Origin of the sequence: Kitasatospora sp. NPDC056181 (assembly GCF_042266225.1) — a bacterium.
Taxonomy (GTDB): Bacteria; Actinomycetota; Actinomycetes; order Streptomycetales; family Streptomycetaceae; genus Kitasatospora.
In genome coordinates, this window is the sequence record NZ_JBHJUK010000003.1 from 15,374 (window position 1) to 37,867 (window position 22,494).

Annotated in this window: 20 protein-coding genes; 11 read left to right on the top strand and 9 right to left on the bottom strand. The window is 72.3% G+C overall.

Features of this window, described 5'->3' with window-relative positions; genetic code table 11:
* Window positions 1-238: 238 nt before the first annotated feature.
* From ACFC1F_RS02280 to trxA, 5 genes are all read left to right on the top strand, one after another.
* Window positions 239-2,227 (top strand): serine/threonine protein kinase, encoded by a 1,989-nt coding sequence (locus ACFC1F_RS02280; RefSeq protein WP_376155059.1) that lies wholly within the window; start codon window positions 239-241, stop codon window positions 2,225-2,227.
* Window positions 2,228-2,278: 51 nt separating this feature from the next.
* On the top strand, window positions 2,279-3,031 hold the full coding sequence (sigM, locus tag ACFC1F_RS02285; protein ID WP_376155061.1) for an RNA polymerase sigma factor SigM: 753 nt from the start codon (window positions 2,279-2,281) through the stop codon (window positions 3,029-3,031).
* On the top strand, window positions 3,028-4,050 hold the full coding sequence (locus ACFC1F_RS02290; protein WP_376155062.1) for a hypothetical protein: 1,023 nt from the start codon (window positions 3,028-3,030) through the stop codon (window positions 4,048-4,050). The genes sigM and ACFC1F_RS02290 overlap by 4 nt, the downstream gene beginning before the upstream one ends.
* A 173-nt stretch (window positions 4,051-4,223) precedes the next feature.
* Window positions 4,224-5,189, top strand: coding sequence for a thioredoxin-disulfide reductase (trxB, locus tag ACFC1F_RS02295; protein WP_376155063.1), 966 nt, complete (start codon window positions 4,224-4,226; stop codon window positions 5,187-5,189).
* A gap of 137 nt (window positions 5,190-5,326) precedes the next feature.
* The gene (gene trxA / locus ACFC1F_RS02300) at window positions 5,327-5,653 is read left to right on the top strand and encodes a thioredoxin (RefSeq protein WP_148643831.1); all 327 of its coding nucleotides are present in this window, start codon (window positions 5,327-5,329) and stop codon (window positions 5,651-5,653) included.
* A gap of 193 nt (window positions 5,654-5,846) precedes the next feature.
* Here the strand turns inward: trxA and ACFC1F_RS02305 are convergent, their stop codons facing one another.
* From ACFC1F_RS02305 to rpmH, 9 genes are all read right to left on the bottom strand, one after another.
* Entirely contained in the window at window positions 5,847-6,464 is a 618-nt protein-coding gene (locus ACFC1F_RS02305) for a GNAT family N-acetyltransferase (RefSeq protein WP_148643830.1), read from the bottom strand.
* Window positions 6,465-6,586: 122 nt separating this feature from the next.
* Window positions 6,587-7,678, bottom strand: a complete 1,092-nt coding sequence (locus tag ACFC1F_RS02310; RefSeq protein WP_376155065.1) for a ParB/RepB/Spo0J family partition protein — start codon at window positions 7,676-7,678, stop codon at window positions 6,587-6,589.
* Window positions 7,675-8,736 (bottom strand): ParA family protein, encoded by a 1,062-nt coding sequence (locus ACFC1F_RS02315; RefSeq protein ID WP_376155223.1) that lies wholly within the window; start codon window positions 8,734-8,736, stop codon window positions 7,675-7,677. Before ACFC1F_RS02315 ends, ACFC1F_RS02310 begins: the two co-directional genes overlap by 4 nt.
* 223 nt (window positions 8,737-8,959) lie before the next feature.
* Window positions 8,960-9,811 carry a 16S rRNA (guanine(527)-N(7))-methyltransferase RsmG gene (gene rsmG, locus ACFC1F_RS02320; protein WP_376155066.1) on the bottom strand — a complete coding sequence of 284 codons (852 nt, stop codon included), beginning with the start codon at window positions 9,809-9,811 and terminating at the stop codon, window positions 8,960-8,962.
* Window positions 9,812-9,991: 180 nt separating this feature from the next.
* Entirely contained in the window at window positions 9,992-10,525 is a 534-nt protein-coding gene (locus ACFC1F_RS02325; protein ID WP_209415478.1) for a R3H domain-containing nucleic acid-binding protein, read from the bottom strand.
* Between the two features lie 82 nt (window positions 10,526-10,607).
* The gene (gene yidC / locus ACFC1F_RS02330) at window positions 10,608-11,777 is read right to left on the bottom strand and encodes a membrane protein insertase YidC (protein ID WP_209415479.1); all 1,170 of its coding nucleotides are present in this window, start codon (window positions 11,775-11,777) and stop codon (window positions 10,608-10,610) included.
* Complete coding sequence (yidD, locus tag ACFC1F_RS02335) at window positions 11,774-12,145, bottom strand: membrane protein insertion efficiency factor YidD (protein WP_209415480.1); 372 nt, start codon at window positions 12,143-12,145, stop codon at window positions 11,774-11,776. The genes yidC and yidD overlap by 4 nt, the downstream gene beginning before the upstream one ends.
* Entirely contained in the window at window positions 12,142-12,570 is a 429-nt protein-coding gene (gene rnpA, locus ACFC1F_RS02340; protein WP_209415481.1) for a ribonuclease P protein component, read from the bottom strand. Before rnpA ends, yidD begins: the two co-directional genes overlap by 4 nt.
* A gap of 18 nt (window positions 12,571-12,588) precedes the next feature.
* Complete coding sequence (gene rpmH, locus ACFC1F_RS02345; RefSeq protein ID WP_148643823.1) at window positions 12,589-12,726, bottom strand: 50S ribosomal protein L34; 138 nt, start codon at window positions 12,724-12,726, stop codon at window positions 12,589-12,591.
* A 475-nt stretch (window positions 12,727-13,201) separates the two neighbouring features.
* Between rpmH and dnaA the strand changes: the two genes are divergently transcribed.
* From dnaA to gyrB, 6 genes are all read left to right on the top strand, one after another.
* Window positions 13,202-15,097, top strand: a complete 1,896-nt coding sequence (gene dnaA, locus ACFC1F_RS02350; RefSeq protein ID WP_376155070.1) for a chromosomal replication initiator protein DnaA — start codon at window positions 13,202-13,204, stop codon at window positions 15,095-15,097.
* A 929-nt stretch (window positions 15,098-16,026) separates the two neighbouring features.
* Window positions 16,027-17,157 carry a DNA polymerase III subunit beta gene (gene dnaN / locus ACFC1F_RS02355; protein WP_148643822.1) on the top strand — a complete coding sequence of 377 codons (1,131 nt, stop codon included), beginning with the start codon at window positions 16,027-16,029 and terminating at the stop codon, window positions 17,155-17,157.
* Between the two features lie 171 nt (window positions 17,158-17,328).
* Window positions 17,329-18,204: a phosphogluconate dehydrogenase (NAD(+)-dependent, decarboxylating) gene (gnd, locus tag ACFC1F_RS02360; RefSeq protein WP_209415483.1), complete on the top strand. Its 876-nt coding sequence runs from the start codon at window positions 17,329-17,331 to the stop codon at window positions 18,202-18,204.
* A gap of 68 nt (window positions 18,205-18,272) precedes the next feature.
* Window positions 18,273-19,406: a DNA replication/repair protein RecF gene (gene recF, locus ACFC1F_RS02365; protein WP_209415484.1), complete on the top strand. Its 1,134-nt coding sequence runs from the start codon at window positions 18,273-18,275 to the stop codon at window positions 19,404-19,406.
* Between the two features lie 229 nt (window positions 19,407-19,635).
* Window positions 19,636-20,190, top strand: coding sequence for a DciA family protein (locus tag ACFC1F_RS02370; RefSeq protein WP_209415485.1), 555 nt, complete (start codon window positions 19,636-19,638; stop codon window positions 20,188-20,190).
* Window positions 20,191-20,447: 257 nt separating this feature from the next.
* Window positions 20,448-22,469 (top strand): DNA topoisomerase (ATP-hydrolyzing) subunit B, encoded by a 2,022-nt coding sequence (gyrB, locus tag ACFC1F_RS02375; protein WP_376155073.1) that lies wholly within the window; start codon window positions 20,448-20,450, stop codon window positions 22,467-22,469.
* Window positions 22,470-22,494: the final 25 nt, after the last annotated feature.

Here is a 22,494-nt window from a genome sequence, read left to right on the forward strand (position 1 = left end):
CCCCATCGGGGCTGGTGCTGGGCCGCCCTCCGCACCCCGGGTCCTCCCGGGCCCGGAGCGGCGGCCCAGTGCCGGATCTGCACCACATCTCTCCACCATCGCGCAACCACGCGGACCTTTCAGCGGTCGTACCCGGTGGAGAAGAGTGGGCACAATTGTCCTGGAGCACAGGGCTTCGGCCCGATGCGCTCCAACGACTCTCTCAGGCCGGGGCGACACAAGGGGAGGCAGGACCACGGTGGCTGATGGCACCAAGGCGGTCGTCGACACGTCAGCAGCTGACGGGGCGGCGGACGAGGCCGCACTGGCCGCGGCGATCGACGAGCTCGCCGACGGGACGGCCCGGGCCACCACGGCCGGCACGAGCACCGACACCGGCCGGACCGGCGCGTCCGACGCCGACACCGACACGGGTGACGCCGGCACCGACGCGGCTGACGACCGCGGCGACGACGAGCCGTCCACCGCGACCTCCGTCAGCGAGGAGACCTCGGAGATCACCGCGCCGCTCTCGGCCGACGAGATCCGCGCCGAACTGGCCGCGGGCGCCGCGCGCAAGGCCGCCGCCGCGGCGAACGCCACGCCGGCCCACCGCCCCGGCCGGCCGCCGCAGGACCCGCAGCCCACCCACGACCCGCGCGCGACGGGCACCCTGCCGAAGACCCTGCCGGCCCCGCTGCGGCACAGCGGCGACAAGATCGGCCACCGGTACCGGCTGGAGGAGTGCATCTCCCACACCGAGACCTTCAGCAGCTGGCGCGCCGTCGACGAGAAGCTCCGCCGGGCCGTCGGCGTGCACCTGATGGCCTCCGGCCACCAGCGGGCCCGCAAGGTCCTGGCCGCCGCGAAGTCCGCCGCGCTGCTCGGCGACCCGCGCTTCGTCCAGGTGCTGGACGCCGTCCAGGAGGGCGAGCTGGTCTACGTCGTGCGGGAGTGGCTGCCGCACGCCTCCGACCTCGCCAAGCTGCTCGCCGACGGCCCGATGGAGCCGCACGACGCCTACCAGATGGTCCGCCAGGTCACCGACGCGGTCGCCGCCGCCCACCGGCGCGGCCAGGCCCACCTGCGCCTGACGCCGCGCTGCGTGCTGCGCACCGACAGCGGCCAGTACCGGATCAACGGCATCGCGGTCGACGCCGCCCTGCGCGGCCTGCCCGACGGGGGCGGCGAGGACGCCGAGCGCACCGACACCCGCGCCATCGGCGCCCTGCTGTTCGCCGCGCTCACCCACCGCTGGCCGTTCCCCGAGGACCGCTACGACCTCAAGGGCCTGCCGAAGAACCTCCGCGACGTGCCGCCGGACCAGGTCCGGGCCGGGGTCCACAAGGGCCTCTCCGAGCTGGCCGCGCGCGCCCTGTTCGACCACCCGCCGCACCACGCCGAGCCGATCACCACCCCCGAGCAGCTCGCCAAGGCGATCGCGCTGATGCCGCGCATCCGCCAGCCCGAGCCGGAGCTGCCCGCCTTCACCGCCCCGCCGCGGCACAACACCCACGCGCTGCCCACCGCGCCCAACCCGACCCGGGTGATCGCCGCCCCCGGCGCCGCCACGGCGCCCGCCCCGGCCCGGACGGCTCCGGTCCGGCGGACCCGGCGGCGGCTGCGCCGGGTCGCCAAGATGACGGCCTGGACGGTCGCGCTCGGCGCGATCGGCGTCGCCTCCTGGCAGCTGGTGGACAACCTGCGCAACAACGGGTCGACCGTCTCGGCCGCCCCCAACCCCACGGTCAGCTCCGCCACCCCCACCGCGCACACCGCCACGCACGCCCCCGTGGCGATCCCCGTCAAGGAGGCCCAGTCGTACAACCCGCTGGGCACCCAGGGCCCCGAGGGCACCTTCTCCCTCTCCAAGGCCTTCGACGGGGACACCTCCACCGCCTGGACCACCTTCGGGTACCAGGACCCGTTCGGCCCCACCAAGCCGCTCAAGGAGGGCACCGGCCTGCTGATCGACCTCGGCTCGCCGCAGGCGGTCAGCTCGGTGAACGTCCAGTTCGTCGGCACCACCACCGCCGAACTGCGGGTGCCGGGCGCCTCGGCCGCCGCCGACCCGCTGGGGGCCCGGCCGAGCGACTTCACCGTCCTCGGGAAGAAGTCCGGCACCACGGTCGACTACAGCGTCGACAGCCCGGTCACCACGCGCTACCTCTTGCTCTGGCTGACCAGCCTGCCGAAGGATAAGGGCGAGTACCGCGGCCAGATCGCCGAGGTGAAGGTCTTCGGCTGACGCGGGGCCGCTGCGGTGGCACGGGCACGGCAGGCACGACGAGGGGTGGCAGTGGCGGACGGAACGGTCCCGGCGGACGACGACGCCACGCTGCTCGCCCGGCACGTCGCCGGTGACCGGGACGCCTTCGGCGTGCTGGTCGACCGCCACCGCGACCGGCTCTGGGCGGTCGCCCTGCGCACCCTCGGCGACCGCGAGGAGGCCGCCGACGCGCTCCAGGACGCCCTGGTCTCCGCCTTCCGCGCCGCCCACACCTTCCAGGGCCGGTCGGCCGTCACCACCTGGCTGCACCGGATCGTCGTCAACGCCTGCCTGGACCGCGCCCGGCGCACCGCCTCCCGCCGCACCAAGCCGCTCGACGACGACCCGCAGCGCCTCGACGCCCTGGTCGGACAGGCCGAGCCGGCCGACTCCCCGGTGGTCCGCGCCGAGGTGCACCGGGAGCTGGCGGCGGCGCTCGCCGAGCTGCCGGCCGAGCAGCGGGCCGCACTGGTCCTGGTCGACATGCAGGGCTACCCGGTCGCCGAGGCCGCCGAGGTGCTGGGCGTCCCGGTCGGCACGGTGAAGAGCCGCTGCGCCCGCGGCCGGGCCCGGCTGCTGCCGCTGGTCCGCCACCTGCGCGAGGACGGCACGACGCCGGACGCCGCGCCGGGTCCCTCCGTTCCACGTGGAACGGAGGGAGCGGCCCGAGCCCCGCGGGGCTCGGCCCCACCGCCCGGGAACCCGTCCGGGGCGCGCACCGTCACAAGGACGGGCCCCGACACCGGCCGGCCGATTCTGGAAGGAGATGCGAGCAAGCGATGACCGCACCCCTCTCCTCCCCCGACAACGACCCGGTGGAGCCGCACGCCGCCGAACCGCACGCCGCCGGACCGCACCCCTCCGTCGACGAGCTGGCCGACCTCGCCGAGGGTCTGGTCGGGTCCGCCGACGACGCGGAGGCGCTCAGGAGCCACCTGGCCGACTGCGCCGAGTGCCGCGAGACCGCCGAGGCGCTCGCCGAGGTGCAGGCCCTGCTCGGCTCCGCCGAGCCACCGGCCATGCCCGCCGACGTCGCCGCCCGGCTGGACGCCGCCCTGACCGCGGCGGCCGACGAGCGCGACACTCCCGCGGAAGGCCCCGGCGCCCCCCGGCAGGCCTCCGCACCGGCCGGACCGGCCGGTGCCCCGGCCCGCCCGTCCGGGCCCGCCCCTGCCCCCTCCCCGGCCCCCCTCGGGCCACCCGGGCGGCCCGCCACCCCGGCGGCGGGCACCGGGCCCGGCCGCTCCCGCTCACGGCGGCGCCGGACCGCCCTGCTGCTCGGCACCGCGGCCGCCCTGCTCGCGGCGGGCCTCGGCGGCTCCCTGCTGTTCTCCCCTGCCGACCGGCAGGCCTCGGACACCACAGCGGTCTCCGCCGCCGCCCCCACCGCCGGGGCCATGCCGAGCGGCACGCCCAAGAGCGCCCGGGCGGAACACGCCAACGGCGGCACCGTCTACCGGGACGACCAGCTGGCGGCCCAGGTCCAGCAGCTGCTCGCCCGGGCCGGCGTCACGCCCGACGGCTCCGCCCAGGCGTCCGGGCAGGCCTCCGGGCCGTCCACCGGCAAGTCCGAGGCACCGCCCACCGACGCGCAGCAGGGCATCGCCGGGGGCCCCGGCGCCGCGGCCTGCCCGGCGCCCGCCGACGGACCGCTGCTCGCCACCGACACGGGCAGCTACTCCGGCGCCCCGGCCGAGGTCCTGGTGTACGCCGTCCCGGACCAGCCGCAGAAGCTGGACGTCTACCTCCGCTCCCCCGGCTGCGGGCCGGTCCTGCTCCACCGCACCGTCCCGGCCCGCTGAACGGCCGTTCCCGTGCGATCCACGCCCGGGGCCGTCCGACGCTCCCACAGTGCGGGCACCTGGTACGGATCCGCCTGGGAATGCGAGAGACTGGTTAGTCGTTGTCCCGGGCGGCGGAGCAGGACCGCCCTCCCCGCACCTAACGCGGGTCGCGATGCGAACCAGGAGATGCAGTGAGCGACGTCCGTAACGTGATCATCATCGGTTCCGGCCCGGCCGGCTACACGGCTGCGCTCTACACCGCCCGTGCCTCCCTCAAGCCGCTGGTCTTCGAGGGCGCCGTCACCGCCGGTGGCGCGCTGATGAACACCACCGAGGTGGAGAACTTCCCCGGCTTCCGCGACGGCATCATGGGCCCCGAGCTGATGGACAACATGCGGGCCCAGGCCGAGCGGTTCGGCGCCGAGCTGATCCCGGACGACATCGTCGCGGTCGACCTCACCGGCGACGTCAAGACCGTCACCGACTCCGAGGGCAACGTCCACAAGGCCCGCGCCGTGATCGTCACCACCGGCTCGCAGCACCGCAAGCTGGGCCTGCCGAACGAGGACAAGCTCTCCGGGCGCGGCGTCTCCTGGTGCGCCACCTGCGACGGCTTCTTCTTCCGCGACCAGGACATCGCGGTGGTCGGCGGCGGCGACACCGCGCTGGAGGAGGCGACCTTCCTCTCCCGCTTCGCCCGCAGCGTCACGATCATCCACCGCCGGGACACCCTGCGCGCCTCCAAGGCGATGCAGGAGCGCGCGTTCGCCGACCCGAAGATCCGCTTCGAGTGGGACAGCGCGGTCGAGGCGATCCACGGCGACCCGAAGCTGACCGGCGTCACCCTGCGCGACACCACCACCGGCGAGACCCGCGAGCTGGCCGTCACCGGCCTGTTCATCGCCATCGGCCACGACCCGCGCACCGAGCTGTTCAAGGGCCAGCTGGACCTCGACGCCGAGGGCTACCTCAAGGTCGAGGCCCCCTCGACCCGGACCAACGTCCCGGGTGTCTTCGGCGCCGGCGACGTCGTCGACCACACCTACCGCCAGGCCATCACCGCCTCCGGCACCGGCTGCTCCTCCGCGCTGGACGCCGAGCGCTACCTGGCCGCGCTGGACGACCTGGAGGCCCAGGCCGCCACCGTCGCGGTCTGAGCCCCCGCACGACCCGACCGACCCCCACGGGGGTGTTCCACGTGGAACACCCCCGCCCCGCCCAGGAAGGAAACAGAACGGGCCCGCCCGTTGTTCTCCTGGCAGCAGCCCTCTCCGTTTGACCCCGAGGAGTCCCCGTGGCCGGCGCCACCACCACCGTCACCGACGCGACGTTCAAGGCCGATGTCCTGGACAGCGAGAAGCCCGTCCTGGTCGACTTCTGGGCCACCTGGTGCGGCCCGTGCCGCCAGGTCGCCCCGATCCTCGAAGAGATCGCGTCCGAGCACGCCGACAAGCTGACCATCGCCAAGCTCGACGTCGACGCCAACCAGCAGACCGCTGCGGCGTACAACGTGATCTCCATCCCGACCCTGATCGTCTACAAGGGCGGCGAGCCGGTGAAGTCGATCACCGGTGCCCGTCCGAAGGCCGCGCTGCTGCGCGAGCTGGCCGAGTTCATCTAGGTCCGGCCCACCGCGACGCCACGAGGGCGGGGCTCCCCATCGGGAGCCCCGCCCTCGTCGTATCCGCGGTCCGCGCCCCGGCCCGTGGTCGCCCGGCCCCGTCCTGCCGGCCCGCGTCCTGCCGGCCCCGACGCGCCCGGCCCGCGCCCTGCCGGCCCGCGTCCTGCCGGCTCGCGTCGTCTCCGCTCCGGGGCTAGAACGGCCTCAGGGCCGGCTCCTTGCGCCCACCGCCCAGCAGCCGCTCCAGCGCCACCTCCACGTCCCCGCGCCAGGAGAGCGTGGTGCGGGCCTCCAGCCGGAGCCGCGGGTAGCGCTGGTGCGGGCGGACGGTCTTGAAGCCGACCGCGAGCAGGTGGTCGGCGGGCAGGACACAGCTCGGCGGCTGCCGTCCGACGGCGCCGAACGCCTCGATCGCCTTCACCCCCCGCCCCAGCAGGTCCTTGGCCACCGTCTGCACCAGCACCCGGCCCAGCCCCTGCCGCTGGTAGCCCGGCAGCACCCGGCTGATCATCAGCTGAACGGCGTCGGGCGAGACCGGACTGGTCGGGAACGACTGCGACCGCGGGACGTACGCGGGCGGGGCGTAGAGCACGAAGCCGACGGGGTTGTCGTCCACGTAGACGATCCGGCCGCACGAGCCCCACTCCAGCAGCACCGCGGAGATCCACCCCTCCTTCTCCAGCTCCGGCTTCCCGGCCTCCACCGCCGCGCGGCCGCTCACCGGGTCCAGCTCCCAGAACACGCAGGAGCGGCAGGTGGTCGGCAGATCCGCGAGGTTGTCCAGCGTCAGCGGAGCGATCCGGCGTCCCATTCCCCGCACCTCCTCGTCCACTCCACAGTCGAGCATTCCCCCCGAACGGCGATGGGTGCATGTTTCACGTGAAACACCGCTCACGTGGAACATGCACCCATCGGGTCGTCGCCTCGGCCTGATCAGCCCTGCGACAGCCGCAGCCCGTCCTCGCCCGGGGCCAGGCTGTCCAGGATCCGGTTGAGGTCCTCCACCGAGCCGAACTCCAGCACGACCTTGCCCTTGCCCAGCTTGCCGCCGCGCTGCGAGACCTCGACCTTGACCCGGGTGTCGAAGCGGTCGGAGAGGCGGCTCGCCAGGTCGTTGAAGGCCGGGGAGAGCAGCTTGCCGGCCTTCGGCCCGGCCGGGCGCTGCTGCTGCGGCTCGGGGTCCATCAGCTTCACGATCTCCTCGGTGGTCCGCACCGAGAGACCCTCCGCGACGATCCGCTTCGCCAGCTCCTCCTGCCGCTCCGCGTCCGGCACGCCGACCAGGGCCTTGGCGTGGCCCGCGGTCAGCACCCCGGCGGCGACCCGGCGCTGCACGGACGGCGAGAGCTTCAGCAGCCGCAGGGTGTTGGTCACGTGCGGACGCGAGCGGCCGACCCGGTCGGCCAGCTCGTCATGGGTGCAGGAGAAGTCCCGCAACAGCTGGTCGTAGGCGGCGGCCTCCTCCAGCGGGTTCAGCTCCGCCCGGTGCAGGTTCTCCAGCAGGGCGTCCAGCAGCAGCTTGTCGTCCTCGGTGGCCCGGACGATCGCCGGGATCTGCTCCAGCCCGGCCTCCCGGGAGGCCCGCCAGCGGCGCTCGCCCATGATGAGCTCGAAGCGCTCCGGCGCGACCTGGCGCACCACGACCGGCTGGAGCAGGCCCACCTCCCTGATCGAGGCGACCAGCTCGGCCAGCTTGTCCTCGTCGAAGACGTCCCGCGGCTGGCGCGGGTTCGGCGTGATCGAGTCCAGCGGCAGCTCGGCGAAGAAGGCCGTGACCGCCTGCTCCGGCTCCGCCGCGGCGACCGCACCGTCCTGCTCCGCCTGCTCGCGCAGGGTCTCCGCGGCCGCCCGGGCCGCCACCGTGCCCCGGCCGTTCGGCAGCACCGGCACCGCCGTCGGCGACACCGTGCCGGTCGCCACCACCGCGGCCGCAGCGGGCTGTGCCGCCGTCGCGCCCGCCGTCGGCGTTCCGGCCGGGATCAGTGCGTTGAGCCCCCGACCCAGACCCCTGCTGCGACCACTCACCGATTGCCCTCCGTCGTACCGTGCTGTGCCATCGGGGCGCTCTGCCCCGGCTCGCCGTCCCGCTGCTGCCCCACCAACGAGCCGCCGCCTCCTGCGGGCACCGCCCGCATCGCCAGCTCCCGGGCCGCCTCCAGGTAGGAGAGCGCACCGGTCGAGCCCGGATCGTAGGTGAGCACCGTCTGACCGTAGCTCGGCGCCTCCGAGATCCGGACCGAGCGCGGGATCGCGGTGTGCAGCACCTCCTGCTGGAAGTGCGTCCGGACCTCCTCGGCGACCTGGGCGGCCAGCCGGGTGCGGGCGTCGTACATCGTGAGCAGGATGGTGGAGACGTGCAGCGTGGGGTTGAGGTGCGCCCTGACCAGCTCGACGTTGCGCAGCAGCTGTCCGAGGCCCTCCAGCGCGTAGTACTCGCACTGGATCGGGATCAGCACCTCCTGGCCGGCGACCAGCGCGTTGACCGTCAGCAGGCCGAGCGAGGGCGGGCAGTCGATCAGGATGTAGTCCAGCGGCTGCTCGTACGCGGCGATGGCGCGCTGGAGCCTGCTCTCCCGGGCCACCAGGGAGACCAGCTCGATCTCCGCACCGGCCAGGTCGATGGTGGCGGGGACGCAGAACAGGCCCTCGACGTCCACCACCGGCTGCACCACGTCGGCCAGCGGCTTTCCCTCGACCAGGACGTCGTAGATGGACGGCACGTCGGCGTGGTGGTCGATGCCGAGTGCGGTGGAGGCGTTGCCCTGCGGGTCGAGGTCCACCACCAGGACGCGCAGTCCGTGCATGGCGAGCGCGGCGGCCATGTTGACGGTCGAGGTGGTCTTCCCCACCCCGCCCTTCTGGTTGGCCACCACGATCACGCGGGTGGCGGCGGGCCGGGGCAGCCCTTCGCCCGCTCGGCCGATCGCCTGGACCGCAGCCTGGGCAGCACGCGCGATGGGCGTGTCATCGATCTGGTCGATGGTCTCCGAGTCCTGCATGGAGGTCAGTGTTTCACGTGAAACCGGAGCGGCAACAGTCGCCGCCCGGAAGAGACCGAGCCCGCGGCGGAGCCGCAGATCCAAAGTGTCCGAGAGGAGAGAGCGACGTTTCACGTGAAACACCATGCCCGCAATGTCGGAAATCTGACGGTGCGACACTCCGATGGGATTCCGTCACCCGGACGGCCCCCGCCCGTCCCCCGCCCGTCCCCCGGCCGTCGCCCACGATCCGGGAAGCCCTCGAAAGCCGACGGGCGGGTGGTCCGAGGACCACCCGCCCGGGGTGAAACACCGTCTCGCAGCGGCCTCAGCGGCTGCGGCGCCGCCCGCCGCGGCCGGTCCCTGCGCCGCGCACCGCACCGGCGTTGCGCCCGGCCCGGGCCGCCTTGGCCCGCCGGGTGGCCGCCTTCACGCCGCCGGGGCTCTCCCCCGCCTTGACCTGGACCACCCGGGTCGAGGTCTCCAGGGTGCCCTCGCCGACCGAGATCACCGTCCACTCGACCGCGCCCAGCTTGGCCAGGCCGGCCCGCGACTCCGCGAGCTCCTGTTCGGCACTGTCACCCTTGAGCGCCAGCATCTGCCCGTGCGGGCGGAGCAGCGGCAGGCCCCAGCCGGCCAGCCGCTCCAGCGGCGCGACCGCGCGGGCCGTCACCACGTCCACCGCGAGCTTGCCGACCATCTCCTCGGCCCGGCCGCGCAGCACCGTGACGTTCTCCAGCCCCAGCTCCCGGACGACCTCCTCCAGGAAGGTGGTCCGCCGCAGCAGCGGCTCCAGCAGCGTCACCGAGACGTCCGGACGGGCCAGCGCCACCGGGATGCCGGGCAGCCCGGCTCCGGAGCCGACGTCGCACAGGGTGGATCCGGGCGGCAGCAGCTCGGCCAGCACCGCGCAGTTCAGCACGTGGCGGTCCCAGAGCCGGGGCACCTCGCGGGGGCCGATCAGCCCGCGCTGGACGCCCGCGGTGGCCAGCAGCTCGGTGTAGCGGACCGCGGCGTCGAAGCGGTCACCGAAGACCTCCCGGGCCACGGCCGGGGCCGCGGTCAGCCCCTCGGCGGCCGTGTCGGCCGCGCCATCGGTGCCCGGACCCGCCGGACCCTCGGCCTCGGAACCGCCGGCACCCGCCACCGGTCCTCCGGCAGCCGCGCTCTCCGTGTCCATCTCGACCTCTCTGCTCCCCGGATCCACCGACCCGTTCTCCGCACCGTTTCACGTGAAACATCTCTCGCGGGCAGCAACACCCCGCGAAGGGACGACGACCCCGCCCGCACGAGGCGGACGGGGTCGAGTCCTCTGACGGTCACCGGTCGCCTGCGCGGCCGGTCATCGACTTCCCCTGGCTCAGGCCGGCAGCACGACCACGCACCGCTGGGGCTCCTCGCCCTCCGACTCGCTGCGCAGTCCGGCCGCGGCCACCGCGTCGTGGACGACCTTGCGCTCGAACGGCGTCATCGGCCGCAGCTTGACCTGCTCCCCCGTGCTCTTGGCCTGCTCCGCGGCCTCGGCCCCGAGCGCGGCCAGCTCGGACCGCTTGCGGGCCCGGAAGCCGGCAATGTCCAGCATGAGGCGGCTGCGCTCGCCGGTCTCCCGGTGGACAGCCAACCGGGTCAGCTCCTGCAGCGCCTCCAGCACCTCGCCGTCCTGGCCCACCAGGCGCTGCAGCGCACGGTCGTTGCCGTCGCTGACGATGGACACCAGGGCGCGGTCGCCCTCCACGTCCATGTCGATGTCACCGTCGAGGTCGGCGATGTCGAGCAGACCCTCCAGGTAGTCCGCCGCGATGTCGCCCTCCTGCTCCAGACGCGAGACGAGGCTCTCGTCGGCGCTGGCAGCGTCCTCGACCTCGACGGCGGAGGTGGTGGTGCCTTCCGTCACTGATGGACTCCTTCAAGGATGGGCCCGGTTGGTGGGCCGGGAACGAGGTTCGGGGGCCGCCGGGCGGGGCCGGACGGTCCGGTCAGGACTTCTTCTTCGGCCTCTGGCCGCCCTGCCCACCGCGCCTCGGCTGCTGCCGGCCGCCCTGCCGGGCCGGGCCCGACTTGGCCCCACCGGGCCGGCTCGCCGCCGGCTTGGCGCTGCCGGAGTCGGCCTGAACGGTTCCCGCGGACTCCACGGGCTCCTCGGCCGGGGCCGCGTCGTCCTTGGTCAGGCTGGCGGTCTGGGCGCCGCCGCTGTGCTGGCGCTGGGCCTTGGTCTGCTTCCGCGGCTGCTGGCGGCGCACCTGCACGGCGTCCTCGACCACGGCCTCCGCGGAGGTCGTCGCCGTCTTCTTCGGCGGCAGGATGCCCCAGAGCGCGCCCTTGATCACCGAGCCGTCCGGGTTGAGCCGGCCCTGCTTCTTCAGTCGGGCCTGGCGCTCGTCCCAGGCCTTGCTGCCCGGAGTCGGGTTGTTGCGGATGACGATCAGCTGCTGGCCCATGGACCAGACGTTGGTGGTCAGCCAGTAGACCAGCACACCGACGGGGAAGTTGATGCCCATCACGGCGAACATGATCGGGAAGACGTACATCAGCATCTTCTGCTGCTGCATGAACGGCGTCTTGACCGTGAGGTCCACGTTCTTGGTCATCAGCTGGCGCTGCGTGATGAACTGCGACAGCGACATCAGGATGATCATCACCGCGGTGACGATCTTGACGCTGGTCTCGGTGCTGCCGACGAAGGTCGCGGAGAGCGGGGCACCGAAGATGTGCGCCTTGCCGGCGCTCACCAGCAGGTCGCCGTGGATGACACCGATCGGCTTGCCCTTGGCGACCGAGGCCAGCACGCCGTAGAGGGCGGTGAAGAACGGCGCCTGCACGAGGATGGGAAGGCAGCTGGAGAACGGGTTGGTACCCGCCTCCTTGTACAGCTTCATCATCTCTTCGGACTGGCGCTGCTTGTCGTTCTTGTAGCGCTCCTGGATGGCCTTCATCTTCGGCTGGATCGCCTGCATGGCCCGGGTCGCCTTGATCTGCTTCACGAAGAGCGGGATCAGGCAGATCCGGATCACGACCACCATGGAGGCGATGGCCAGACCCCAGGCCCAGCCACCGTCCGGGTCGAAGATGTGGCTGTACAGCGAGTGGAACTGGACGATGATCCAGGACACCGCTGTGTACAGGGGGTTCAGGAAGGAGAAGGTCACCGGTCAGGCTCCTTGGACATTGGGATCGGCCCCAAGGGACCAATGGTCGCCGGGCCCTCGGGGTCCGGACCGGCGGGGGGCGTGGTCACCGGCTGTCCGGCGGCGGACCGGCTGTTCAGCAGGTCTCGCAGTCGGCGGTGCCACACCGGGTGCTTGCGCGGCGGGACATGATCGACCCCGCCGGGCGTCCACGGATTGCAGCGCAGGATGCGCCAGGCGGTCAGGCCGCCGCCCTTGACCGCCCCGTGCACCTTCACGGCCTCGAAGCCGTAGTGCGAACAGGAGGGGTAGTAACGGCACACCGGACCGAGCAGTGGGCTGATGGTCCACTGGTAGACCCGGATCAGACCCATCAGCAGGTACTTCATCGCCCTGCTCCCGTCGGCGCCGTCACGGCGGGCTCCGCCTTCAGCAACCGCTTGAGCGCCGCGTCCAGATCGCGTTCCAGGTCCTGGTACGAGGCGGACGCGGCCTGGGGCAGCGCACGCACCACTATCAGGCTACCGGCGGGCAGCCTGGACAGACGATCACGAACGAGATGGCGAAGCCGGCGCTTGACCAGGTTCCGGACGACGGCCGGGCCGACGGCCTTGCTCACGACGAAACCCGCACGCGCCGAAGGAGTCCCCTCGGCGACGTGCGGGCGGGAGTCGCTGGTCCGGTCGGCCTGCCCCTTCGGGTCACCGTCTCTGCTGAGATGGACGACCAGTAGGGGCCGGCCGGCCCGGCGACCGCGTTTCACCGCGGTCGCGAAGTCCTGGCGCCGCCGCAGCCGATTCTCGGTGGGCAGCACAACAGACTCTGGCGCGGATCAGGCGGAGATGGCGCTGCGGCCCTTGCCACGGCGGGCGGCCAGGATGGCGCGGCCGGCGCGGGTACGCATACGCAGCCGGAAGCCGTGGGTCTTCGCGCGGCGACGGTTGTTCGGCTGGAAGGTGCGCTTGCTCACTCGGGGGCTCCTGAGGTGAATCGTAGGATGACGGGATGTCGCTTGGCCGTCACCGTGCGTCCGCGTGATCTCCCCTGATACGGAAATCCGGCCCATCGCCCCAGTTCGGCTGGGGTTTGAGGCAATCCACGGCGCCCGTGCTGCGCGCCTTATGGAGCGGGTGGACCCGCGGACATGCGGCAGCGGCCATCGACAACTCGACCTGGTTACGGTACGCGGGACGGGGCACGAGGGTCAAACCAGCCGTTCGCGTCGGGCGGGCCCGGACCCGCCGGACGGCCCTCGGCCGTCCCACCCACCGACCCCGTCGCCCACAGCCTGTGGACAACGACTTGATCCGGCTCTGTTCGCTGACTACCGTTGCAGGACTTGTCTGGTTTGTTCTGCGTCGTCGGACGCCAACGGACCACAGCTCCACAGTCTCTTGATCCACTACCCCTGCTGGAGCCGCGGGGACCCGAGAAAGCGTGCACCAGTGGCTGATGTCAACAGCGACCTCGTCCCGGTCTGGGCGAGAGTCGTCGAGCGGCTGGTCGGCGACCCGGATGTCGGGGAGATGGACAAGCAGTGGGTGCAACGCACCCAGCCGATGTGGATGATGCACGACACCGCCCTGCTGGCGACCCCCAACGAGCGGGCCAAGCAGGTGCTGGAGGGCCGGCTGCTGCCGCAGCTGACCGAGGCCCTCAGCCGCGAGCTCAGCCGTCCCGTCCGGATCGCCGTGATGGTCGACGCCAACGCCGTGCCCACCGCGCCGGCCCCGGCCGAACCGCCGGCCGCCGAGCAGCAGGCCGGCGAGCCGTGGACGCGCTCCGAGGGCGGCGGCGAGTACGGCCACCAGGCCCACCAGGCCCGTCAGCCCCACCCGGGCCACCCCGGCCACCCCGGCCACCAGTACGAGCGGCCGTACGAGTCCGAGTACGAGCAGGACCAGTACGGGGCGGGCGGCTACCAGGAGCACCAGGCCCCCGCGTACGGCGGCCAGCCCTCGCCCTACGGCGGGCCGGCCCAGCAGCCGCCGTGGGAGAGCCACCAGGGGTACCCGGAGCAGTCCCCCGGCTATCCCGAGCCCGAGCCGCCGACCTCGCGTCCGGCTCCCCGTCCGGTCCCCGGTCCGCCCGCGACCACCCAGGGCGACCTGTTCGGCGGCGCCTACGGCCCCGGTCCCGGCGAGCACCCGCGGACCGCCGCGGGCCGCCGCTCCCCCGCGGCGCGCCCGGCCCCCGGCCGCCCCTCGGACAAGGCCCCGGCCGAGCGCGCCACCGACCGCCCGGCCGTGCCCGGCGTCCCGGCCCCGCCCGGCGCCCCTCCGGCCGGCGGCTCCCGCAAGGACGAGCCGGCCGCCCGGCTGAACCCCAAGTACCTCTTCGACACCTTCGTCATCGGCGCGAGCAACCGCTTCGCGCACGCGGCGGCGGTGGCGGTCGCCGAGGCCCCGGCCAAGGCGTACAACCCGCTCTTCATCTACGGCGAGTCCGGGCTGGGCAAGACCCACCTGCTGCACGCCATCGGGCACTACTCGCGCAGCCTCTTCCCGGGGACCCGGGTGCGCTACGTGTCCTCGGAGGAGTTCACCAACGAGTTCATCAACTCGATCCGGGACGGCAAGGCGGACGCGTTCCGCAAGCGCTACCGGGACATGGACATCCTGCTCGTGGACGACGTGCAGTTCCTGGCGAGCAAGGAGTCCACGCAGGAGGAGTTCTTCCACACCTTCAACACCCTGCACAACGCCAACAAGCAGATCGTCCTCTCGTCCGACCGGCCGCCCAAGCAGCTGATCACGCTGGAGGACCGGCTCCGCAACCGCTTCGAGTGGGGGCTGATCACCGACGTCACCCCGCCGGAGCTGGAGACCCGGATCGCGATCCTGCGCAAGAAGGCGATCCAGGAGCAACTGAACGCCCCCGCGGACGTGTTGGAGTTCATCGCCTCCCGGATCACCCGCAACATCCGGGAGTTGGAGGGCGCCCTGATCCGGGTCACCGCCTTCGCCAACCTCAACCGGGCGCCGGTGGACCTGGAGTTGGCCGGCATCGTCCTCAAGGACCTGATCCCGGGCGGGGACGAGGACGCCGGGCCGGAGATCACCGCGCAGGTCATCATGCAGCAGACCGCCGCGTACTTCGGGCTGGGCGTGGACGACCTCTGCGGCTCCTCGCGCAGCCGCGTGCTGGTGACGGCCCGGCAGATCGCCATGTACCTCTGCCGGGAGCTGACCGACCTCTCACTGCCGAAGATCGGCGCCCAGTTCGGCGGCCGCGACCACACCACGGTGATGCACGCCGACCGCAAGATCCGGTCCCTGATGGCCGAGCGCCGCTCGATCTACAACCAGGTCACCGAGCTGACCAACCGCATCAAGAGCTAGTCCGTCCACAGCCGTTGAAGGGCGTCAGGAGCCATCCTGACGCCCTTTCGGCATATCCACAGGTGTGCGCGGCCGATTCGCCGGGCAGGGTTGCGGGTGACGGACGCCGCGCCACTGCGCAGGCGGCGTCGAACATCTGACCGGGGATTCGAACCCGCCGGGCGCGAACGGCCGTTGTCCACAGCCGGAGCCGCTTCTCCACCGTCCACAGGCCGGTGAGCCCCGAGTTATCCAGAATTCCTCCACAGGCCCGCCGCCGCTACGCTCTTCCGCGCAGGTCAGGTGCCTGTGGACTTGTGCACAACGGTTATCCACAGGGTGTGGACAATTGGCGGGCCGTCAGAGGGCCGTCCGGGTTATCCACCGGTTGTCCCCAGGGCCGTCCGGGTTATCCCCAGGTTGTCCACAGCGGCGTCCACAGTTCGACAACCTTGTGGTGGCGTTCATGCCCTGGTGTGAAAGGCGTCACGTAATGTTGACCGGGCCCCGTGGATAACCGGGCCCGGATCTGGGGACAGCGCTGGGGATAACCTGTGGATACCCACCGTCGCCTGTGGGTAACGCTCCGCTGTCCACAGCGGGCCGTGTCCGTCCACAGCTGCCGTCCACACCTCCTGTGGACAAAAAACCGGGCCTGACCTGCCGAAACGGGGTTATCCACGGTTTCCACAGGCCCTACTACTACTGCTACACCTATAGACCAGTCGACTCGTTCAAAAGCGGGTGGGCTCGAAATCTGTGGACAACCGGACCCCGACATCTGTTCGGCTTGCTTCCGCCCGTCTGCCCCGTCTGTCGGTGGAGTACGTCAGACTGTCCTCGGCGACTGGAAGCGGAGTGGCAGAGCTCGGCGGTCAGCCGCACCGAAGACCAAGATCAGAAGAACCAGACGTGCGAGCGGGAGCGCTCGATCCAGGAGGCGGTTACCGGTGAAGTTCCGGGTGGAGCGTGACGTCCTCGCGGAGGCGGTGGCCTGGGCTGCCCGCAGCCTCCCGGCACGGCCGCCGGTGCCGGTGCTGGCCGGCCTGCTGCTGACGGCACAGGACGGCAGCCTGGCGCTGTCCGGCTTCGACTACGAGGTCTCGGCCCGGGTCGAGCTGGAGGCCGACATCGAGGAGCCCGGCACCGTGCTGGTCTCCGGCCGGCTGCTGAACGACATCTCGCGCAACCTTCCCAACAGGCCTGTGGAGATCTCCACCGACGGCCAGCGGGTCAGCGTGGTCTGCGGCAGTTCCCGGTTCACCCTCCCCACCCTCCCGGTGGACGAGTACCCGGCCCTGCCCCAGATGCCGACCGCCACCGGCACCGTCCCGGGCGACGTCTTCGCCTCGGCGGTCAGCCAGGCCGCGGTGGCCGCGGGCCGCGACGACACCCTCCCGGTGCTCACCGGTGTCCGGGTCGAGATCGAGGGCGACCGGATCACCCTGGCCGCCACCGACCGCTACCGCTTCGCCGTCCGCGAGCTGCTGTGGAAGCCCGAGCAGCCGGACATCTCCGCGGTCGCCCTGGTGCCCGCCAAGACCCTCCAGGACATCGCCAAGTCCCTGGGCAGCGGCGACAACGTCTCGATCGCCCTGTCCTCGGGCGGCGCGGGCGAGGGCCTGATCGGTTTCGAGGGCGCCGGCCGCCGGACGACCACCCGGCTGCTGGAGGGCGAGTTCCCCAAGTTCCGCAGCCTCTTCCCGACCGAGTTCAACGCGATCGCCGCGATCCAGACGCAGCCCTTCCTGGAGGCGCTCAAGCGCGTCTCGCTGGTCGCCGAGCGCAACACCCCGGTCCGGCTGAACTTCGAGGAGGGCGTGCTGACGCTGGAGGCCGGTTCGGGCGACGACGCCCAGGCCACCGAGCGGATCGACGCCTCCCTGGAGGGCGACGCCATCTCGATCGCCTTCAACCCGGGCTACCTGGAGGAGGGCCTCAAGGCCATCGACTCCGCCTACGCCCAGCTGAGCTTCACCACGCCGACCAAGCCGGCCCTGCTCAGCGGCAAGGCCTCGGTCGACACCGAGGCGGACGAGGCCTACCAGTACCTGATCATGCCGGTCCGCCTTTCCGGCTGATCCGGTTCGCCCCGGCGTCCCGACGCGTTACCCACAGGCTGTGCACAGCCTGTGGAAGGCCTCCCCCGGTCGGCCCGACCGCGGGGAGGCCCTTGCGCTTCAGCGCGTAGGCTCAGAGGGCGCGGCAACGGCGCCGCCGGCAGGCATGTCACCACAGGTAAGGACTTGGTCATGGAGCTCGGCCTCATCGGTCTCGGCAAGATGGGCGGCAACATGCGCGAGCGGATCCGCCGCGCCGGCCACACCGTCATCGGTTACGACCGCAACCAGGACATCTCCGACGTCGAGAGCCTCCAGGAGCTCGTCACCAAGCTCCAGGGCCCGCGCGTGGTCTGGGTCATGGTCCCGGCCGGCGCCGCCACCCAGGCGACCGTGGACGAGCTCGCCGAGCTGCTCTCCCCCGGTGACGTGGTCGTCGACGGCGGCAACTCCCGCTGGACCGACGACGTCAAGCACGCCGAGGCGCTGGCCGCCAAGGGCATCGGCTTCGTCGACTGCGGCGTCTCCGGCGGCGTCTGGGGCCTGGAGAACGGCTACGCCCTGATGTACGGCGGCGCGGCCGAGCACGTCGCCAAGGCCAAGCCGGTCTTCGACGCGCTGAAGCCGGAGGGCGACTTCGGCTCCGTGCACGCGGGTGCGGTCGGCGCCGGCCACTTCGCCAAGATGGTCCACAACGGCATCGAGTACGCGATGATGCAGGCCTTCGCCGAGGGCTGGGAGCTGCTGGAGGCCGCCCCCGAGGTCACCGACGTGCGCGAGGTCTTCCGCAGCTGGCAGGAGGGCACCGTCATCCGCTCGTGGCTGCTCGACCTGGCCGTCCGCGCCCTGGACGACGACGAGCACCTGGCCAAGCTCAAGGGCTGGGCCGCCGACTCCGGCGAGGGCCGCTGGACCGTCGAGGCCGCGATCGACCACGCCGTGCCGCTGCCGGCGATCACCGCCTCGCTCTTCGCCCGCTTCGCCTCCCGCCAGGAGGACTCGCCGCAGATGAAGATGATCGCCGCGCTGCGCAACCAGTTCGGCGGCCACGCGGTCGAGTCGAAGTAGTCCCGTCACTGCCCGGGGGCCTGCCCCCGGGCGAGCACAGTCACAGAAGGCGAGCGCAGTCCACAGCCATGCACGTCGCGCATCTGTCGCTCGCCGACTTCCGGTCGTACGCCCGGGCCGAGGTACCCCTCGACCCGGGCGTGACCGCCTTCGTCGGACCGAACGGCCAGGGGAAGACCAACCTGGTCGAGGCGATCGGCTACGTCGCCACCCTGGGCAGCCACCGGGTCGCCACCGACGCGCCGCTGATCCGGCTGGGCGCCGAGCGGGCGGTGGTCCGCGCCTCGGTGGTGGCCGGCTCCCGCACCACGCTGGTGGAGCTGGAGATCACCCCGGGCAAGGCCAACCGGGCCCGGATCAACCGCTCGGACAACGTCCGGCCGCGCGACGTGCTGGGCCTGCTGCGGACCGTGCTGTTCGCCCCCGAGGACCTCGCCCTGGTCAAGGGCGACCCGGGCGAGCGCCGGCGCTTCCTCGACGAGCTGCTGACCGCCCGCGCCCCCCGGCTGGCAGGGGTGCGGCAGGACTACGAACGGGTGCTCAAGCAGCGCAACGCCCTGCTGAAGACCGCCGCGATGGCCCGCCGGGCCGGTGGCGGCAAGGGCGCGGACCTCTCCACCCTGGAGGTCTGGGACGGCCATCTGGCGCGCGCCGGAGCGGAGCTGACCGCCTTCAGGATCCAGCTGGTGGCCGCTCTCCAGCCGCTGGTGTCGGCCGCGTACGGGCAGCTCGCGCCCGCGGGCGGGGAGACCGTGCTGGAGTACCGCAGCTCCTTCGAGGGCGAGCTGCCCTCCAGCCGCGAGCAGGCGGAGGAGCAGCTGCTGCAGGCCCTCCAGGCGGTCCGCAAGCAGGAGGTCGAGCGCGGGCTGACGCTGGTCGGCCCGCACCGCGACGAGCTGGTGCTCCGGCTCGGCCCGCTGCCCGCCAAGGGCTACGCGAGCCACGGTGAGTCCTGGTCGTTCGCCCTCGCCCTGCGGCTGGCCTCGTACGAGCTGCTGCGCGCCGACGGCGGGGAGCCGGTGCTGATCCTGGACGACGTCTTCGCCGAGCTGGACGCCACCCGGCGGGACCGGCTGGCCGAGCTGGTCGCCGGCGGGGAGCAGGTGCTGGTCACCGCGGCCGTCGCGGAGGACGTGCCGAAGGCGCTGGCCGGGGCCCGGTACGCGGTGGCCGACGGCGCGGTGCGCCGGGTCGACGCCTGACGCCCGGGGCCGGCAGCCGTACCCGACGTCCGGACCCGAGGCCCGCGCCGACGTCCGGGCCGGGCGGCGCCCCCGCCGCCGGGCTCCCCCCGCCCCGCGCAGGAGCGGTCCCCTTCACACCCTCACACTTTCCGCCCGTGCCCGACCGGTGCACCGGCGGCCCGCCGCCCTCCGCTCCCGTACGCTGGACGGCTCACCGTTGTCCACAGCCTGGGGATAGGAGATCGCCGTGAGCGAGCCGGCCGAGAACCCCCCGCAGCCGGCCGGCGCCGGTCCGGACGCCGCCGGACCGACCGGCGCCGATCTGGCCCGCTCGGCGCTGCGGGCGGCGCGGGCGCAGGCCAAGCAGCGCGGCGAGCAGGTCAGGGAGAAGCGCGAGGCGAAGCGCCACGGCCTGCGCAGCGGTGCGCGTTCGGACGGCCGCGACCCGGTACCGCTGGGTGCGGCGCTCAACCGGCTGCTGACCGAGCGCGGGTGGGAGTCCTCGGCCGCGGTCGGCGGCGTGATGGGCCGCTGGCCGCAGATCGTCGGCCCGGACATCGCCGCGCACTGCGCCCCCACCTCCTACGACGACGCGGCCGCGGTGCTCGTCGTGCAGTGCGACTCCACCGCCTGGGCCACCCAACTCCGCTGGCTGGCAAGGCAATTGGTGGCACGCCTGAACCACGAGCTGGGGCACGGCACGGTCAAGACCATCAAGGTGCTCGGGCCGGCCGCGCCGGTCCGCGGCTACGGCCGGCTGCGGGCGCCGGGCAGCAAGGGGCCGGGCGACACCTGGGGCTGACCGGGGCCCGCCCGGTGCCGAGCGGACCGGGATCTTCCGGAACCCCTGACGGCCCTTCCAGGCGCTCTGAGCCCCCGGGGCGAGTATCGGGACATGTGCAGAGGGGATTCAGGGCGGCGTATCTGCCCTCAGAGGCTGCCAAACGCCCATCTCTGTCAGTCGTACCGGTAGACTGAGAGCCAAACACTGTTGCTAGTGGCAACCGAGTCGAAACGCCGTGGTCGCACGCCCGCCCACACGGGGCGGGGATGCGGCCCGTGCTGTGCCAGAGAGGGCGCTTCGTGGCCGATTCCGGCAACCCCAGCCAGACCCCAGACCAGACCGACCAGGGCGAGAAGTCCTACAACGCCAGCAACATCCAGGTGCTGGAGGGCCTCGACGCCGTCCGCAAGCGTCCCGGCATGTACATCGGTTCCACCGGTGAGCGTGGGCTGCACCACCTGGTGCAGGAGGTTGTGGACAACTCCGTCGACGAGGCCATGGCCGGGCACGCGGACACCATCGACGTCACGATCCTGCCGGACGGCGGCGTGCGGGTGGTCGACAACGGCCGTGGCATCCCGGTCGGCATCGTCCCCGGGCAGGAGAAGCCGGCCGTCGAGGTCGTGCTCACCGTGCTGCACGCGGGCGGCAAGTTCGGCGGCGGCGGGTACGCGGTCTCCGGCGGTCTGCACGGCGTCGGCGTCTCGGTGGTGAACGCGCTCTCCACCCGGCTCGCGGTGGAGATCCACACCGAGGGCCACCGCTGGACCCAGGACTACAAGATGGGCGCGCCGACCGCCGCCCTGGTCAAGGGCGAGGCCACCGACCGCAACGGCACCAGCGTCACCTTCTGGGCCGACCCGGACATCTTCGAGACGACGGTCTACTCCTTCGAGACGCTCTCCCGGCGCTTCCAGGAGATGGCCTTCCTCAACAAGGGCCTGAGCATCTCGCTGACCGACGAGCGCCCCGAGCACGCGGACGAGGACGGCAAGCCGCTCTCGGTCACGTACAAGTACGACGGCGGCATCGCGGACTTCGTCACCCACCTCAACTCCCGCAAGGGCGAGGTGATCCACCCCTCGGTGATCGACTTCGAGGCGGAGGACAAGGAGAAGTCGATCTCGGTCGAGGTCGCGATGCAGTGGAACTCCTCCTACACCGAGGGTGTCTACAGCTTCGCCAACACCATCCACACGCACGGCGGCGGTACCCACGAGGAGGGCTTCCGCGCCGCGCTCACCGGTCTGGTCAACCGCTACGCGCGGGACAAGAAGCTGCTCCGCGAGAAGGACGACAACCTCTCCGGCGAGGACATCCGCGAGGGTCTGACCGCGATCATCTCGGTCAAGCTCGGCGAGCCGCAGTTCGAGGGCCAGACCAAGGACAAGCTGGGCAACACCGAGGCGAAGACCTTCGTCCAGCGGGTCGTCCACGAGCAGCTGAACGACTGGCTGGACCGCAACCCCAACGAGGCCGCGGACATCATCCGCAAGTCCATCCAGGCCGCCACCGCGCGCGTCGCCGCCCGCAAGGCGCGCGACCTGACGCGCCGCAAGGGCCTGCTGGAATCCGCCTCGCTGCCGGGCAAGCTGAGCGACTGCCAGTCCAAGGACCCGGCCGAGTGCGAGATCTTCATCGTCGAGGGTGACTCCGCCGGCGGCTCCGCCAAGCAGGGCCGCGACCCGCGGATCCAGGCCATCCTGCCGATCCGCGGCAAGATCCTGAACGTCGAGAAGGCCCGGATCGACAAGGTCCTGCAGAACACCGAGGTCCAGGCGCTGATCTCGGCCTTCGGCTGCGGCATCCAGGAGGACTACGACGAGTCCAAGCTCCGCTATCACAAGATCGTCCTGATGGCGGACGCCGACGTCGACGGGCAGCACATCCGCACCCTGCTGCTCACCCTGCTGTTCCGCTTCATGCGGCCGCTGGTCGAGGCCGGGTACGTGTACCTGGCGATGCCGCCGCTGTACAAGATCAAGTGGGGCAAGGACGACTTCGACTACGTCTACTCCGACCGCGAGCGCGACGCCACCATCGCGGCGGGCGTGGCGGCCGGGCGCCGGCTGCCGAAGGACGACGCGATCCAGCGCTTCAAGGGTCTCGGCGAGATGAACGCCGAGGAGCTGCGCGTCACCACCATGGACCAGGCCCACCGTCTGCTCATGCAGGTCACCCTGGAGGACGCGGCCCGCGCCGACGACCTCTTCTCCGTCCTGATGGGCGAGGACGTCGAGGCCCGCCGGTCCTTCATCCAGCGCAACGCCAAGGACGTCCGCTTCCTGGACGTGTGACGGGGTCCGCCCCCGTCAGCACAGT

Coding starts and splice junctions, on each gene's coding strand:
- ACFC1F_RS02290 (WP_376155062.1), top strand. CDS start 3,028: ATGACCGCACCCCTCTCCTCCCCCGACAACGACCCGGTGGAGCCGCAC.
- ACFC1F_RS02305 (WP_148643830.1), bottom strand. CDS start 6,464: ATGGGACGCCGGATCGCTCCGCTGACGCTGGACAACCTCGCGGATCTG.
- rsmG (WP_376155066.1), bottom strand. CDS start 9,811: ATGGACACGGAGAGCGCGGCTGCCGGAGGACCGGTGGCGGGTGCCGGC.
- yidD (WP_209415480.1), bottom strand. CDS start 12,145: ATGAAGTACCTGCTGATGGGTCTGATCCGGGTCTACCAGTGGACCATC.
- gnd (WP_209415483.1), top strand. CDS start 17,329: ATGGAGCTCGGCCTCATCGGTCTCGGCAAGATGGGCGGCAACATGCGC.
- recF (WP_209415484.1), top strand. CDS start 18,273: ATGCACGTCGCGCATCTGTCGCTCGCCGACTTCCGGTCGTACGCCCGG.